13 protein-coding genes are annotated in these 14,873 nt (G+C 66.5%); 10 read left to right on the plus strand and 3 right to left on the minus strand.

Annotated elements, in window-relative coordinates:
* Nucleotides 1–33: 33 nt before the first annotated feature.
* Both AB1Z25_RS01525 and AB1Z25_RS01530 read right to left on the minus strand, forming a co-directional pair.
* Nucleotides 34–426, minus strand: coding sequence for a hypothetical protein (locus AB1Z25_RS01525; protein ID WP_107797941.1), 393 nt, complete (start codon nt 424–426; stop codon nt 34–36).
* Nucleotides 427–541: 115 nt separating this feature from the next.
* Nucleotides 542–1,012 carry a GNAT family N-acetyltransferase gene (locus AB1Z25_RS01530; RefSeq protein WP_486636440.1) on the minus strand — a complete coding sequence of 157 codons (471 nt, stop codon included), beginning with the start codon at nt 1,010–1,012 and terminating at the stop codon, nt 542–544.
* Between the two features lie 239 nt (nt 1,013–1,251).
* On the opposite strand from AB1Z25_RS01530, the gene AB1Z25_RS01535 reads away from it, so the two are divergent.
* From AB1Z25_RS01535 to AB1Z25_RS01545, 3 genes are all read left to right on the plus strand, one after another.
* Nucleotides 1,252–2,295, plus strand: a complete 1,044-nt coding sequence (locus AB1Z25_RS01535) for a GGDEF domain-containing protein (RefSeq protein ID WP_486636441.1) — start codon at nt 1,252–1,254, stop codon at nt 2,293–2,295.
* An 88-nt stretch (nt 2,296–2,383) separates the two neighbouring features.
* Nucleotides 2,384–3,604 carry a DUF2399 domain-containing protein gene (locus tag AB1Z25_RS01540; RefSeq protein WP_107801597.1) on the plus strand — a complete coding sequence of 407 codons (1,221 nt, stop codon included), beginning with the start codon at nt 2,384–2,386 and terminating at the stop codon, nt 3,602–3,604.
* 331 nt (nt 3,605–3,935) lie between these two features.
* The gene (locus AB1Z25_RS01545; protein WP_227106598.1) at nt 3,936–5,372 is read left to right on the plus strand and encodes a high affinity choline transporter 1; all 1,437 of its coding nucleotides are present in this window, start codon (nt 3,936–3,938) and stop codon (nt 5,370–5,372) included.
* Nucleotides 5,373–5,526: 154 nt separating this feature from the next.
* On the opposite strand, the gene AB1Z25_RS01550 is transcribed toward AB1Z25_RS01545, so the two are convergent.
* Nucleotides 5,527–6,075 (minus strand): cupin domain-containing protein, encoded by a 549-nt coding sequence (locus AB1Z25_RS01550; protein WP_107797945.1) that lies wholly within the window; start codon nt 6,073–6,075, stop codon nt 5,527–5,529.
* 334 nt (nt 6,076–6,409) lie between these two features.
* On the opposite strand from AB1Z25_RS01550, the gene AB1Z25_RS01555 reads away from it, so the two are divergent.
* From AB1Z25_RS01555 to AB1Z25_RS01585, 7 genes are all read left to right on the plus strand, one after another.
* The gene (locus tag AB1Z25_RS01555) at nt 6,410–8,797 is read left to right on the plus strand and encodes a PAS domain-containing sensor histidine kinase (RefSeq protein ID WP_486636442.1); all 2,388 of its coding nucleotides are present in this window, start codon (nt 6,410–6,412) and stop codon (nt 8,795–8,797) included.
* Nucleotides 8,794–9,423, plus strand: coding sequence for a response regulator (locus tag AB1Z25_RS01560; protein WP_107797947.1), 630 nt, complete (start codon nt 8,794–8,796; stop codon nt 9,421–9,423). The genes AB1Z25_RS01555 and AB1Z25_RS01560 overlap by 4 nt, the downstream gene beginning before the upstream one ends.
* 147 nt (nt 9,424–9,570) lie before the next feature.
* Nucleotides 9,571–10,674 carry an ABC transporter ATP-binding protein gene (locus AB1Z25_RS01565; RefSeq protein ID WP_107797948.1) on the plus strand — a complete coding sequence of 368 codons (1,104 nt, stop codon included), beginning with the start codon at nt 9,571–9,573 and terminating at the stop codon, nt 10,672–10,674.
* Nucleotides 10,675–10,714: 40 nt separating this feature from the next.
* Nucleotides 10,715–11,755 (plus strand): ABC transporter substrate-binding protein, encoded by a 1,041-nt coding sequence (locus AB1Z25_RS01570; protein WP_486636443.1) that lies wholly within the window; start codon nt 10,715–10,717, stop codon nt 11,753–11,755.
* A 79-nt stretch (nt 11,756–11,834) separates the two neighbouring features.
* Nucleotides 11,835–12,644, plus strand: a complete 810-nt coding sequence (locus AB1Z25_RS01575) for a class II aldolase/adducin family protein (RefSeq protein ID WP_486636444.1) — start codon at nt 11,835–11,837, stop codon at nt 12,642–12,644.
* 67 nt (nt 12,645–12,711) lie between these two features.
* The gene (locus tag AB1Z25_RS01580; RefSeq protein ID WP_486636445.1) at nt 12,712–13,740 is read left to right on the plus strand and encodes an ABC transporter substrate-binding protein; all 1,029 of its coding nucleotides are present in this window, start codon (nt 12,712–12,714) and stop codon (nt 13,738–13,740) included.
* A 65-nt stretch (nt 13,741–13,805) separates the two neighbouring features.
* Nucleotides 13,806–14,840 (plus strand): ABC transporter substrate-binding protein, encoded by a 1,035-nt coding sequence (locus tag AB1Z25_RS01585; RefSeq protein ID WP_486636446.1) that lies wholly within the window; start codon nt 13,806–13,808, stop codon nt 14,838–14,840.
* Nucleotides 14,841–14,873 lie beyond the last annotated feature (33 nt).

A 14,873-nucleotide genomic window follows, 5' to 3' on the forward strand; every position in this document is an offset into this window, starting at 1 on the left:
CGGACCCGACAAGCGCGCCGCGAGCGGCTGAGTTTATTGGGACGGCTGGGCGGCCGCTTCGGCTTCCCTTTGCTTCAGCAAGTCCACTTCCTCGGGGCGCAGCACCCAGATCCGGTTGATCTGGCCTTGCATATTGAAGGTGACCCCCACCGGCCGGCCTTCCAGATTGTCCAGTTGGCCGCGCAGCAGGAAGCGGTTGTTCTCGTCGAAGATGCGCAGACCGGGCGCCAACGGGAATTGGCGCTCGGAGCGGATGAAGATGCCGAGCAGACTTTCCAGCAAGGAGCGGTCTTTCTTGACGAACTCGATGGTGGCGTCGTTAGCGGCGCGGACCGTGCCGGCCTTCAGTTCCATCGGCAGCAAACGGCCGGCCAGGGCCGGGGCGGCGAGCCATGCCGCGCAAAGGGCGACTATGAGTATTTTCATAAGGAATTGAATACGTTGCGCGCGATTCTATCATAGCTTGGCCATGGGGCTGGCCAAATCTTCCTTGCAGCATAGGCGTTTTGGCGCGCCGACGCGGCCCGCGTTCACTCTGCGTTCACAAGGAGCGCCGCATGCCGACCGCGCCTTCGCCGTAAGCCCGGCGGGTGTAATCGTCGCGCGCGCAGGGCTGATAGCCAAAGCGTTTCCAATAGCGCGCGGCGCCCTGAACCGCCACCAGCCGCGCCTGGCGCAGCCCGCGCCGCCGGCCCTGGCCCAGCACGGTTTGCACCAGCCGCGGCCCCAGGCCGTGGCCGCGCGCGTCCGGGTGCAGCGCCAGATCGTGGATGAACAGGGTGTCCACCGCGTCCGGCAGCCTCTCCAGCGGGCGGTTGAGGCTGGGCGGCCGGCCGGCGGTCCAGGGATGGGCGAACACATAGCCCAGCAGCTGGCCGGGACGCTCCGCCACCCAACAGGTGTCCGGCGACAGGCGGTGGCGCGAGGCCAGCGCGTCCCGGCTCTCGATCAGCGACGGCGGATAGCAGTGTTGCTGAACTTGCAGCACGGCGGGAAAATCTTGAACTTGCATCGGGCGCAGGACAATGGCGTCCTGCCGGCGACAGACTGCGGACATCGGGTGCGGGCCAATCCATGGAAGACAAAAAGCAAAGCGCGCGGCCGGAGCCGCGCGGTGTCGAAGGCGGCGATTATAGCCTCCGGGAGAGCGGGGGGCCAGCCGGCCCCGGAGAGGATTGCATGGGGGCGGTCCAGGCGCCTATACCACAGCAAGACGCGATGTCAGACGCGTGTGGGCGGGAGCATGATGCGATGACGATACCTGCGCCGGTGCGGCCGCTGGAACAAGATTTCGACGCTTATCTGATCGACGCCTTCCAATGGCGCAGCCTGGGCTTTCAGGGGGTGGGGGTGTTGGCCGCGCTGGGCTTTCTGCTGGTGCGCCGCCTGTACGGCGGCATGGTGCCGGGATGGCTGTTTCTGGTGGTGGGCCTGGGTCTGGGCGGCCTGATCCTGCTGCAGATCTGGGCGCGGCGCGGCCGTTCCCTGCTGTTGTGGCAGGTCTTGTTCGCCATTGGCTATTGCCTGGCGATGAAGCGCGCGCTGGATGCCGGCGGCTACGGCGAATTCCTGTTGTTGCCGACGCTGGGCGTGTCCGCGCTGGTGATGTCGATCAGCATGTCCAGCGTATGGCACACCTTGAGCTTCTGGGGGCTGCTGCTGCTGGTGTTCGACCCGGCGCGGGTGTTTCTGCGTTTGGGCGGCGAACAGACGATTTACGGCTTCGGCTTTCTGGCCCTCATCATCGGCGGCATGGTCTTGGTGCATGTGCAGGTGGTGCAAACCCTGCGCAGCAACCACCTGCTGCTGAACAAGCTGCGGCGGCAGGCCTTTTACGATTCGCTGAGCAGCCTGCCCAACCGGCGCTCCTTTCTGCAACAGGCGGAATACGCGCTGGGGCACGAGGACATCGCCTTCTATCTGGCCATCATCGATATCGATCTGTTCAAGTGCATCAACGACACCCACGGCCACGCGGTGGGGGATCAGACGATACGCGATGTCAGCGCCTTGCTGGCCGAAACCTTCCACGATCAGATTTACGGCCGCATCGGCGGCGAGGAGTTCGGCGTGCTGCTGGCGGCGCGCAGCGACGCGGCGGGGCAGGCGCGGCTGGAGTGTTTCCGCCAGCAGGTGCGCGCCGCGCCTTTTTCCCATGGCCAGGTGACGGTCAGCGCCGGCGTTTGCCAAGTGGGGAACGGCGGGCTGCAGCAGGCTTTTCACCGGGCGGATCAGGCCTTGTACCAGGCCAAGGCCGGCGGCCGGGACCGGGTGATCGCCTGGCAAGCGGCTTGAGGGCCGGCTCCCGATACGCGGCGCGGCATTGAATTTCTGGCGGAAAAATGGTCTATTCCTCATCCGCCTTTTCACCGAGTCGCCCGCTATGTCGCATTGGCTGTCCCAGATCGATCCCGATTCCGTTCGCCGCACCCCGCTGGGCGCGCGCGGCCATAATCTGCTGCTGACGCCGCAGGCCGCGCCGCAGCCGCTGTTGCTGAGCCAGGAGGAGCAGGAACTGGTGGACGGCTGGCTCAAATCGCGCCGCAATCGCATGCGCTGGAGCAGCCTGCTCGCGCTGGCGGACAGTCACGCTCTGGCGGCGAACCTGCTGCGCCGGCTCTTGGAGGCCGGCTGGTGCGAGGTGGAGCTGCACGCCGAAACCGGCCTGCGCCTCAGTCAGCTGGAACCGTTCTGGGTGCAATGGCTGGACATGTACGGCCTGCGCCATTTGCTGGGCATGGCCGACGCGCGGCCCCAGACCGAGGTGGTGGAGCTGTGGCGCGGCTGGCAGCCGCGCCATCCGCTGCTGTTGGGCTTGGCGGAAAGCCTGAGCCCGCATCTGCAATCCTCCACGCTGGAGCGCCGGCTGAAGCTGGCCCAGGCGCTGGACCAATGGCTGCTGGACGGCTGCTGGGGCACCGAGCGCCAGTTTTCGCAGCGCGCGCTGGGGCGCAGCAAAGCCTTCGGCGCGGCGGACCGGCAATGGCTGGCGGAATTCGGCATCGATCTGGAAGCCTGCGGCATCGCTCGTCACACCCCGCACGTCTTCTTGTCCGGGCCGCTGGGCCTGTGGGCCGGGCAGCAGTGCCTGCTGTCCGCCGCCTTGCTGCAACAAGGCGTGGCCCTGGGGCCGGAGGCCTTGATGAGCGTGAGCGCGGTGGAGGGCGCGATCCGCAGCGTGCGCATCGTGGAGAATCTCAGCGTGTTTCAGACGCTGAGCCAGCAGGCGCTGCCGGTGCTGACCATCTGGGTGCCGGGCCAGCCGCATCAGCGCTGGCGCGAGGCGGTGCGCCATTTATTGACCCTGCTGCGGGTGCCGGTGCAGATCGCCTGCGACCTGGCCCCGTCCGGCATCGCCGTCGCCATGGCCGCCGGCCAGGTGGCGGAGCAGGCCGGACGGCCGTGGTCGCCGTGGCGGATGCAGCCGGAGCAACTGACCCTGGCCAACGGCGCCCAGCCCTTGAGCGAGGCGGAGCAGGCGCAGCTGGCGCGCCTGATGGGCGGCGGCCTGCCGCCCTTGCTGCACGGCCTGGCGATGGAGATGCAGGAGAAGCAGTGCAAGGTGGAGCAAGAGGCGCTGTTCATCGAGGACTGGGGGGACTGAGCGCCGGCCGTCCGGCCCGCTGAAAACGGGCGCGGAAATCCGGCTTGGCCGACGGGCGGGCGGCGGAAAATACCGGCGGGCGGCGGCGCGCCGGCAATGACATTCGGGCAAATTGGGGCGGGTGTGAAAAAACTGCCCGGCGATGGGTACACAGCGGGAAAAAGCTGCGTTATCATCGCCCCCCAAACCCTTGATGGCAAAGGCAAGATATCAGGGTTTTCAGGAATTGAGAGAGGCTGGCGGGGTGTCAGGCACCCCCGCCGGCCTCTTGCTTTTGGGCCGCCGTTTTGGCGCGTGCGCGCGCCGCCAGAAGAAGAGGAATATCCTTCCCATGTTGATTGGCTTCGTCGTCGTCTATCTGCTGCTGTCCGTGGGCATCGGCCTCTACGCCGCCACCCGGGTGCGCAACGCCCGCGATTTCGCCGTGGCCGGCCGCAGCCTGCCGTTTCCCATCGTCACCGCCATGGTGTTCGCCACCTGGTTCGGCTCGGAGGCGGTGCTGGGCATTCCGGCCACCTTCATCGACAAGGGCTTCGCCGGCATCGTCGAAGACCCGTTCGGCTCCTCGATGTGCCTGGTGCTGGTGGGCCTGTTGTTCGCGCGGCCGCTGTACCGGCTCAATCTGCTGACCATAGGCGACTTCTACAAGCAGCGCTTCGGCCGCAATGTGGAGCTGTTCGTGTCGCTGTGCATCATCGCCTCCTACTTGGGCTGGGTGGCGGCGCAGCTGACCGCGCTGGGCGTGGTGTTCAACGTGCTGTCCCAGGGCGCGATCAGCGCCAACGCCGGCATGTTGCTGGGCGCGGGCATCGTGCTGGTGTACACGCTGTTCGGCGGCATGTGGTCGGTGGCGCTGACCGATTTCTTCCAGATGACGGTGATCGTCGCCGGCCTGCTTTATCTGACCTGGCTGATCGGCGACATGGCCGGCGGCCCGGTCAAGGTGTTGCAGCACGCGGCGGCGCAGGACAAGTTCACCATGATTCCCAGCATGGCGCCCAAGGACGTGGTCGGCTTCGTCGGCGCCTTGCTGACCATGATGTTGGGCTCCATTCCGCAGCAGGATATTTTCCAGCGGGTGATGTCGGCCAAGAACGAGAACGTCGCCGCGCGCGCGTCCATCGTCGGCGGCGGCCTGTACCTGACCTTCTGCATGCTGCCCATCTTCATCGGCTTCGCCGCCACGCTGATCGATCCGACCATGGTGAGCCGCTGGATGCAGCAGGACGCGCAGATGATTCTGCCCAGCCTGATCCTGGAGCGCACGCCGCTGTTCGCGCAGGTGATGTTCTTCGGCGCGCTGCTGTCCGCCATCATGTCCACCGCGTCCGGCACCTTGCTGGCGCCGTCGGTGACCTTTACCGAGAACGTGCTCAGCCGTTTCATCCCGGTGATGTCGGACCGCCAGTTCCTGCTGGCGATGCGGCTGACCGTGGTGGGCCTGGCCATCGTCACCACGGTGTTCGCGCTCTTGTCCGACGCCACCATCTACGAGATGGTGGGCAACGCCTACAAGGTGACGCTGGTGTCGGCGGTGGCGCCGCTGTTCGCCGGTCTGTTCTGGAAGCGTTCCACGCCGCAGGGCGCCTTGCTGGCCATCGCGCTGGGCCTGGGCAGCTGGCTGGCGCTGGACTGGTTCGGCCCGGCGGATCCGTTCTGGCCGCCGCAGCTGGTGGGCCTGGGTTTCAGCATTGTCGGCATGGTGGCCGGCAGCCTGCTGCCGCAGCGGCTGGGACGGCAGGCTTTGGCGGGGATGGGCCGGGCCTGACCCGGCCTTAGAGCCTGTTTACGATCTCGCGAGCCAAGGCGATACAAGGCGAAAGCGGCCGAGACAGCGGAATGGTCATACGGTAGATGAGCATTTCGAAGCGGTACTCACCGTGTAAGGCGTCCTCGACGCGCAGCGGATCGTAAACGGATTATCAGAAGTTGGCCGGGGTGTTGGCGCTGATGATCTCCGCCTCGTCCGGCCCGATATTGCGGAATTTGTGCGGCAGGGTGCTGGGGAAGTAATAGCCGTCCCCGGCGGAGAGGATGCTGATGTGGCCGTCCACGGTCAGCTCCACGCTGCCGCGCACCACTACGCCGCACTCCTCGCCCTCGGGATGGGTGATCATTTCCTTGCCGGTGTCCGCGCCCGGCGAATACAGCTCGCGCAGCATGCGCATCTGGCGATTGGGATTGGACGCGCCGATGATCAGCAGCTTCAGGCCGTCGCGGCCCAGATCCGGCTGTTGTTCGCGGCGGAAGGTGTAAGGGTCGCTGGGCGGCGGTTCGCCAAAGGTCAGGAATTCGGTCAGCGTCATGGGGAAACCCTGAATCAGCTTCAATAGCGAACTGATGGACGGGCTGACCCGGTTCTGTTCTATCAGCGAGATGGTGGCGTTGGCCATGCCGGCCCGTTTCGCCAGCTCGCGTTGAGACAGCGCGAAGTGCTCGCGCACTTGTTTGACGCGTAATCCAATATCCATGCCTGTAACCTCGGTGGCGTGCCCTTGTCGGCCTCTGCTTAGTATTTTCGACAATTTTTCGAATAGCGTCACAGTATACTGATGTCGCCGCCGGCGATGCAGAGCAATTCGCGTTTTCCGGCCGGCGGCGGCGCATTTTCGAAGCCTGGAACCATTCTCCGGACCGTCGCCGCGTCTGCCCGCGTTCTCAATCCTCCCGTCGCCGTCCCGCCAGGCCCGTCGCCTGCGCCGCTTGCCACAGACTTTCCCGCTTTGTGTTTGATTTTTTAGACAGCGTCGCCGCGCTGCCACAGTATGGTGGCATGCGCGCCGTCCGGCGCGCCGGAGAGACGCATTGAGAGCCTTATTGTGGATGGCGGGATGGGCGGCGCTATGGCTGGCGCCGGCGAGCTGGGCGCTGAGCCTGTCGACGGCGGAGCGGGACTGGCTGAGCCGGCACCCGGTGCTGCGGGTGGGCGTGGTGCCGCAAGCGCCGTACGCGGTGCTGGACGCGCGCCGGCAGGCGCTGAGCGGCGCGCATGTGGAACTGATGAACCGGCTGGCCGCCGAATTGGGCCTCAAACTGGCCTGGACCTTCTATCCGAACAAGACGCAGTTGAGCGCGGCGGCGCGGGCGGGGCGGGTGGATGTCGCGCCCGGCCTGGAACAAACCCCGGCCGGCTTGCGTTACTGGCTGTTTTCCGGCCCCTTCCTGCGCATCCCCTACAAACTGGTCGGGCGCGGCGAGCCGGCGGCGGCGCTGGAACTGGAACAGCTGCCGGACAGCGCGCGGGTGGCGGTGCTCGAACCGGGCGCGGCGGCGGCCTTTCTGATCGCCAATTATCCGGCCTTGCGGCGCTTGCCGGCCGGCTCGGACCGCAACGCGCTGCAGCAGGTGCAGCAGCAGCGGGCGGATTACGCGGTGGTGGACGAGGCGCAGCTGAACCAGCTGCTGCGCGAGCCGGAATTCTCGCACTTGCGCGCGGTGGGCGACAGCGGCGCCACCCGGCTGTTGCGGGTGGCGTCGCGGCAGGACTGGCCACAGCTGGCGATGCTGCTGGACCGGGCCTTGAGCGCGCTGCCGGCCTCGCAGCGCGGCCATCTCTACACGCGCTGGGTGCAGGCGGAGCCGACGCCGCTGGCCGACAGCCTGCCGTTTTGGCGCAGGCTGAGCCAGGTTTCGCTGCTGCTCATCCTGCTCTTGGCCGGCGCGCTGCTGTGGCAGGGCCGGCAGCAGCGGCAGTCGCGGCAAGCGCTGGCGGCGGCGCGGCAGGCGCTGGCCCAGCGGGAAGCCGGCGCCGAGGCCTTGCGGCTGACCCAGTTCTCGGTGGATCACAGCACGGTGGGCATTCTGTGGCTGAACTGGGAAGGCCGGCTGCGTTACGCCAATCAGGCCGCGCTGGCGATGCTGGGGTGCGCGGAGGCGGAGGCGGTGGGGCAGCCGCTGTCTCGCTTCCAGCCGGGCTTGGACATGGACGGCTGGCTGGATTTGTGGGGCCGGGCGCGGAGCCGGGGCCTGCTGCAGTTTGAAACCGATAGCCTGCGCGCCGACGGCGGCAGCCTGCCGCTGGACGTCTCGCTCAGTTTTCTGCGCTTCGGCGGCGCCGACTACCTGGTGGCCTTTATGCACGACGTCACCGAAAAGCGGCAGGCGCGCGCCGCCCTGCGGGAGAGCGAGGCGCGTTTCAAGGGCATTGCCGGCAATGTGCCGGGCCTGGTGTTCCGGCTGGAGCGCGCCGACGCGGCGGAAGACCCGCGGCTGGCCTTCGTCAGCGAGGCCAGCCTGGCGCTGACCGGCTACCCGGCCGCGGACTTGCTGGCGCGGCCGGAGGGCTTGCAAGCGCTGGCGCACCCTGAGGACGCCGCGGCGCTGCGCGACAGTTGGCAAGCCGCCTGGCGCGAGCAGCGCGATTGGAGCTGGCAGGGCCGGATTCTGACCCGGGACGGCGCGGAACGCTGGGCCGATCTGCGCGCCAGCGCCCGCCGCCACGGCGCGACGGGCATGGTGTGGGATGGCATCCTGTGGGATATCAGCGCCGGCAAGCGCAATGAACTGGAGCTGAGCGCGTCGCGCGCCATGCTGCGCGATCTGGCCGCCCACCTCGAAACGGTGCGCGAGGAGGAAAAAGCCCATATCGCGCGCGAGGTGCACGACGAACTGGGCCAGGTGCTGACCGTGCTCAAGCTGGAAACCTCGATGCTGGAACTGAGCCTGGGGCGGCCGGAGGGCGCGGCGGCGGAGCGGCTGGCCAGCATCAAGAAGCTGATCGCCCAGACCTTCGCCCTGGTCCGCGACGTGGCCACCGCGCTGCGGCCGCCCATCCTGGACGCGGGCCTGGCCTCGGCGGTGGAATGGCAGGCGCGCCGCTTCGAAGCCCGCAGCGGCATACCCTGTCTGGTGTTGGTGCCGGACACGCCGCTGCGCCTGGACGACGCCAAGGCGGTGGGCCTGTTCCGGGTGTTGCAGGAGGCGCTGACCAATGTGATGCGCCACGCCGAGGCCCACACGGTGACGCTGCACTTGCAGGCCTTGCCGGGAGAACTGGTGCTGAGCATTATCGACGACGGCAAGGGCTTCGAGCGGCGGCCGGGGGAAGCGGGCAGCTCCTACGGCCTGGTGGGCATGCGCGAGCGCCTGCTGATGTTCGGTGGCGGCCTGGAAGTGGCCAGCGCGCCGGGACAGGGCTGCAGTTTGACGGCCCGGCTGCCCTTGCGGCCGGATGAAGGGGAGGAGAAGACATGATTCGAGTGATTGTGGCGGAAGACCACACCATCGTGCGCGAAGGCATCAAGCAGTTGATCGGCCTGGCCGACGATTTGCAAGTGGTCGGCGAAGCCGCCCACGGCGCCGCGGTGTTCGACGCCTTGCGCGCCGCCGCCTGCGATGTGCTGCTGCTGGATATTTCCATGCCGGGCCTGAGCGGCCTGGACGTGATCCCGCGCTTGCGGGCGCTGGCGCAGCCGCCGGCCATCCTGGTGCTGTCCATGCACGACGAGGTGCAGATGGCGGCGCGTGCGCTCAAGGCCGGCGCCGCCGGCTACGCCACCAAGGACAGCGATCCGGCGCTGCTGCTGACCGCGATCCGCAAGGTGGCCGGCGGCGGCCGCTACATCGACCCGCAACTGGCGGACCGGCTGGTGTTCGAAGTCAATCTCAGCGACGAGCGGCCGCCGCACGCCCAGTTGTCCGAGCGCGAGTTCCAGGTGTTCCAGCGCCTGGCGCAGGGGGCCAACGTCAACGAGGTGGCGCAGCTGCTGGCGATCAGCGCCAAAACCGTCAGCACCCACAAGGTCAGGCTGATGCAGAAGCTGCGCGCGCAGTCGCTGGCGGATTTGGTGCGCTACGCGATCGAGCATCAGCTGTTTTAACGCGCTTGGCTGCTGCGGCGCACTAAGAATTTCCCTACAGCGCGCGCCGTTTATCCCGACGGCAAAATCCGCCGCCCGCCGATGGCGGGCGCGCGCCGCGCTCCCTAGCATGGTTGGCGTACGCATTCACTTTCAGGTGTCGCCGCCATGTCCGCAGCCAGCGATGTGCTTGTCCGCTTCCTCAACGTCCAGAAAAGCTATGACGGCGAAAACCTCATCGTCAAAAACCTGAACCTGGACATCCGCCGCGGCGAATTCCTCACCCTGCTGGGGCCGTCCGGCTCCGGCAAGACCACCAGCCTGATGATGCTGGCCGGTTTCGAAACCCCCACCGGCGGCGAGATCCAACTGGCCGGCCGCTCCCTCAACCGGGTGCCGCCGCACAAGCGCAACATCGGCATGGTGTTCCAGAACTACGCCTTGTTCCCGCACATGACGGTGGCGGAAAACCTGGCCTTCCCGCTGTCGGTGCGCGGGGTGTCCAAGGCGGACATCCAGGATAAGGTGAAGCGGGCGCTGGCCATGGTGCAGCTGGACGCCTTCGCCGGCCGCTATCCGGGCCAGATGTCGGGCGGCCAGCAGCAGCGGGTGGCGCTGGCGCGCGCGCTGGTGTTCGAGCCGCAGCTGGTGCTGATGGACGAACCGCTGGGCGCGCTGGACAAGCAATTGCGCGAACACATGCAGATGGAGATCAAGCATCTGCATCAGCGGCTGGGCGTCACCGTGGTCTACGTCACCCACGATCAGGGCGAGGCGTTGACCATGTCGGACCGGGTGGCGGTGTTCCATCAGGGCGAAATCCAGCAGATCGACGCGCCGGCCCAGCTCTACGAGCGGCCGGACAACGCCTTCGTCGCCAACTTCATCGGCGAGAACAATCGCTTGCCAGGCACCCTGCTGAGCCAGGACGGCGAGCGCTGCCTGGTGGAACTGGAGCGCGGCGAAAGGGTGACGGCGCTGGCGGTGAAGGTGGGCGAGGCCGGCAGCCCGGTGTCGCTGTCCATCCGCCCCGAACGCATCCTGCTCAACGGCCATAGCGAGCGCTGCGACAACCGCTTCTCCGGCCGGGTGGCCGAATTCATCTATCTGGGCGACCACGTGCGCGTGCGCATGGAGGTGTGCGGCAAGCCCAACTTCTTCGTCAAACAAGCCATCGCCGAACTGGACGCCACGCTCGCCGTCGGCGACGTGGTGCCGCTGGGCTGGCAGGTGGAGCATGTGCGCGCGCTCGATCCGCTGGTTCACGAATAGCAAGGCGCGACGCCGCTCCCTTTGCACAGGAGGACCTGGAATGTCTGCAAGCATCAAGCTGGCCGTCACGGCCCTGGGTTTGGCTTTCGCGGGCCAAACCATGGCGGCCGCTCTGACCGTGATCTCGTTCGGCGGCGCGGGAAAGTCCGCCCAGGACAAGGCGTATTACCGCCCCTTCCAGCGGGAGGCCGGCATCAAGGTGATCGGGGCGGAATACAACGGCGAGATGGCCAAGATCAAGGCCATGGTCGATAGCCGCAGCGTGTCGTGGGACGTGGTCGAAGTCGAGCCGGCGGCGCTGGCGCGCGGCTGCGACGAAGGCCTGTTCGAAAAGCTGGATTACAGCAAGATCGGCAAGCCCGCGGATTTTCTCGCCGGCGCGGTGCAAAGCTGCGGGATAGGCATGAACGTCTGGTCCATTGTCCTGGCCTACAACGCCGACAAGCTGAAAACGGCGCCGGCCGGCTGGAAGGATTTCTGGGACGTGAAGACCTTCCCGGGCAAGCGCGGTCTGCGCAAGGGCGCGCAGGACAATCTGGAGTTCGCGCTGATGGCGGATGGCGTCGCCCCGAAGGACGTTTACAAGGTGCTGGCCACGCCGGCGGGCGTCGATCGGGCCTTCCGCAAGCTGGACCAGCTCAGGCCGAACATCCAGTGGTGGGAAGCCGGCTCCCAGCCGCCGCAGTTTCTGGTTTCGGGCGATGTGGTGATGAGTTCGGCCTATAACGGCCGCATTTCCGAAGCGAGGAAGGAAGGCAAGAACCTGAAGGCGGTCTGGAATGGCTCGGTTTACAACTACGACTACTGGGCGATTCCCAAGGGCAGCCCGCGCAAGGACGACGCGCTGAAGTTCATCCGCTTCGCCACGCAGCCGGCCAATCAGAAAGTCTATGCCGACACCATCGATTATGGCGTCACCCACCGCAAGGCGATCCAGATGCTGGACGCGACAAGGAGCCGGGATCTGCCGACCTCGCCGCGGAATCTCGCGGTGGCGCTGAGCGAGGATACGGCGTTTTGGGTGGACAGGAGCGAGGAGCTCGAGCAGCGCTTCAACGCCTGGGTGGCCAAATCCAAGTAAGCGCGGTTGCCGCGGCGCCCGCCGGCGTCGCCAGTTGGCCCCCCGGATGGGGGCGGATGCACAACACACCGAGGTCATGATGGAACGCTCAGCAAAGCTCAGCCCTGCCCCGCAGCAAGCCGCCCAGCCCGTGGAGTTGGAAGGGGAGCGGCAACTACGTCGAGAACTGGCGGCCTGTTATCGGCTGATCGCGCACTTTCGCATGAGCGATCTGATCTCGACGCACATCTCGGTGCGCTTGCCAGGACCGGAACACCATTTCCTGATCAATCCCTACGGGCTGATGTTCGACGAAATCACCGCGTCCAGCCTGGTCAAGATCGGTCTCGACGGCCGGGCGCTGGACGAGAACGACGCCCTGGTCAATCCGGCCGGCTTCGTCATCCACAGCGCCATCCACTCGGCAAGACCGGATGCCCAGTGCGTGCTGCATACCCATACCCGGGCCGGCTGCGCGGTGGCGGCGCTGGCGGAGGGCTTGTTGCCGGTGAACCAGATGTCGATGGAGTTCTACGGGAAGGCGGCGTACCACGATTACGAAGGCATCGCCCTGGACCTCAACGAGCAGGCGCGCCTGGTGCGGGATCTGGGCGACAAACCGGTGCTGATCCTGCGCAACCACGGCTTGCTGACCGTGGGGGAGACGGTCAAGCAGGCTTTCCTGCGCATGTACTACCTGGAGAAGGCCTGCGACATCCAGCTGAGCGCGCAGGCGGCCGGAGCCTTGCGCCTGCCGTCCGTGGCGGTTTGCCGGCGGACCGAGCGCCAGTTCAACGCGCCGGAGCGTGAGGTGGGCGAGCGGGAGCTGAAGGACGATATGTTCGTCGACCTGGCCTGGGCGGCGCTGCTGCGCCTGCTGGACCGGCTCGATCCCGGCTACAAACTTTGACCGGGACGGGCGGCTGCCGCGGCCCGGCCAGCGGGCAAGCGGCGTTGACATAAAGGAGGTAGGGATCATGGCGATACACGGTAAATCCTTGCTTCTGGCTTGCGCCGCGCTGGCGGCCAGTCAGGCGCAGGCGCTGACCATCGTGTCATTCGGCGGCGCCAACCAGGCCGCCCAGGCTCAGGCCTATTACCAGCCCTTCCAGCGCGCCACCGGCATCAAGGTGCTGGCCGGCGAATACAACGGCGAAATGGCCAAGGTCAAGGCGATGGTGGCGGCGCGGAGCGTGTCCTGGGACGTGCTGGAGGTGGAAGCGCCGGAACTGGCGCGGGGCTGCGACGAAGGCTTGTTCGAAAAGCTGGACCCGGCGCTGGCCGGCGCGCGCGCAGAGGTGATTGATGGCGCGCTGCAACCCTGCGGCATCGGCCTCTTCGTCTGGTCCAATGTGCTGGCTTACAGCGCGGACAAGCTGAAGACCGCGCCGCGCGGCTGGGCCGATTTTTGGGATGTGAAGCGTTATCCCGGTAAGCGCGGCATGCGCAAGAGCGCCAAATACACCTTGGAGATCGCTCTGCTGGCCGACGGCGTTGCCGCCAAGGACGTGTATCGCCTGCTGGCCACGCCGGCCGGCGTGGAGCGCGCCTTCAAGAAGCTGGCCCAGCTCAAACCTTATATCCAGTGGTGGGAAGCCGGCGCGCAGCCGCCGCAATGCCTGGCCTCCGGCGATGTGGTGATGAGTTCGGCCTACAACGGCCGCATCGCCTCGGCCCAGCAAGAGGGCCGGAATCTGAAGATAGTTTGGGACGGCAGCCTGTATGACTTTGTCTACTGGGCCATCCCCAAGGGCGCGCAACAGGGCGCGGCGGCAAGGCGTTTCATCGCTTTCGCCAGCCGGCCGGAAGCCCAGGCGGCGTATTCGCGGCAGATGGCCTATGGCCCGATCAATCGCCAGGCGATGGCGTTGTTGGCGCCGGCACGGCAACGCGAACTGCCCACCGCGCCGGCAAATCTGCAAAGCGCGGTACGGGTGGATCCCAACTTTTGGGCCGACCACGGCGAAAGCCTGGAGCAGCGCTTCAATGCCTGGGCCCTGCGTTGATGGTCGGTTTTGAAAGCCACGCCGGCTTGGCCGGCGTCACGATGCAGTCAACAAGGAGAATGAGGATGGCGTTTAAACAAAAATGCATGCTGCTGGGCGCCGCGCTGGCTTTGGCCGGCGTGGCTTCGGCCAAGGATTTGACGGTGATTTCCTACGGCGGCGCCAACAAGGACGCCCAGGCCAAGGCTTATTACGCGCCCTTCCAGAAGAGCAGCGGGCTCAAGCTGGTCAGCGGCGAATACAACGGCGAAATGGCCAAGCTCAAGGCCATGGTGGACACCAAGAGCGTGTCCTGGGACGTGTTGGAAGTGGAGTCGCCGGAACTGGTGCGCGGCTGTGACGAAGGCCTGCTGGAGCGGCTGGATTACGCGCGCATCGGCAATAAGGCCGACTTCGTGCCCGGCGCGGCCCAGCCCTGCGGCATCGGCATCTTCGTCTGGTCCACCGCGCTGGCCTACAACGCCGACAAGCTGAAGACCGCGCCGGCCGGCTGGAAGGATTTCTGGGACCTGAAGAAATTCCCCGGCAAGCTCGGCCTGCGCAAGGGCGCCAAGGGCACGCTGGAGATTGCGCTGCTGGCCGACGGCGTGGCCGCCAAGGACGTCTATCCGGCGCTGGGCACGCCGGCCGGCGTGGACCGCGCCTTCAAGAAGCTGGACCAGATCAAGCCCTATCTGCAGTGGTGGGAGGCCGGCGCGCAGCCGCCGCAATACCTGGCCTCCGGCGATGTGGTGATGAGCTCCGCTTTCAACGGCCGCATCGCGGTGGCGCGCAAGGAGGGCAAGAACCTGAAAGTGGTGTGGAACGGCAATCTCTACGACTTCGATTACTGGTCGATTCCCAAGGGCACGCCCAAGCGCGACCAGGCTTACCAGTTCATCGCCTTCGCCAGCAAGCCGGAAAACCAGAAGGTTTATTCGCAGAACATCGCCTACGGTCCCAGCAACAAGCGGGCGATTCCGCTGCTGGACAAGAACGAGCTGCCGGATTTGCCGACCGCGCCGCAGAACATCAAGGACGCGCTGAAGATCAATCTGGAGTTCTGGGCCGACCACGCGGAGAACCTGGAGCAGCGTTTCAACGCCTGGGCGGCGAAGTAGGGCGCTCATCCTTCATTTAGCGGAGGCCGCCTT

Source organism: Chromobacterium sp. HL1 (assembly GCF_057418835.1).

Bases quoted from the DNA above. Each gene is read 5' to 3' on its own strand.
- AB1Z25_RS01525 (WP_107797941.1), bottom strand. From the start codon at position 426: ATGAAAATACTCATAGTCGCCCTTTGCGCGGCATGGCTCGCCGCCCCG.
- AB1Z25_RS01530 (WP_486636440.1), bottom strand. From the start codon at position 1,012: ATGCAAGTTCAAGATTTTCCCGCCGTGCTGCAAGTTCAGCAACACTGC.
- AB1Z25_RS01535 (WP_486636441.1), top strand. From the start codon at position 1,252: ATGACGATACCTGCGCCGGTGCGGCCGCTGGAACAAGATTTCGACGCT.
- AB1Z25_RS01540 (WP_107801597.1), top strand. From the start codon at position 2,384: ATGTCGCATTGGCTGTCCCAGATCGATCCCGATTCCGTTCGCCGCACC.
- AB1Z25_RS01545 (WP_227106598.1), top strand. From the start codon at position 3,936: ATGTTGATTGGCTTCGTCGTCGTCTATCTGCTGCTGTCCGTGGGCATC.
- AB1Z25_RS01550 (WP_107797945.1), bottom strand. From the start codon at position 6,075: ATGGATATTGGATTACGCGTCAAACAAGTGCGCGAGCACTTCGCGCTG.
- AB1Z25_RS01560 (WP_107797947.1), top strand. From the start codon at position 8,794: ATGATTCGAGTGATTGTGGCGGAAGACCACACCATCGTGCGCGAAGGC.
- AB1Z25_RS01565 (WP_107797948.1), top strand. From the start codon at position 9,571: ATGTCCGCAGCCAGCGATGTGCTTGTCCGCTTCCTCAACGTCCAGAAA.
- AB1Z25_RS01570 (WP_486636443.1), top strand. From the start codon at position 10,715: ATGTCTGCAAGCATCAAGCTGGCCGTCACGGCCCTGGGTTTGGCTTTC.
- AB1Z25_RS01575 (WP_486636444.1), top strand. From the start codon at position 11,835: ATGGAACGCTCAGCAAAGCTCAGCCCTGCCCCGCAGCAAGCCGCCCAG.
- AB1Z25_RS01580 (WP_486636445.1), top strand. From the start codon at position 12,712: ATGGCGATACACGGTAAATCCTTGCTTCTGGCTTGCGCCGCGCTGGCG.
- AB1Z25_RS01585 (WP_486636446.1), top strand. From the start codon at position 13,806: ATGGCGTTTAAACAAAAATGCATGCTGCTGGGCGCCGCGCTGGCTTTG.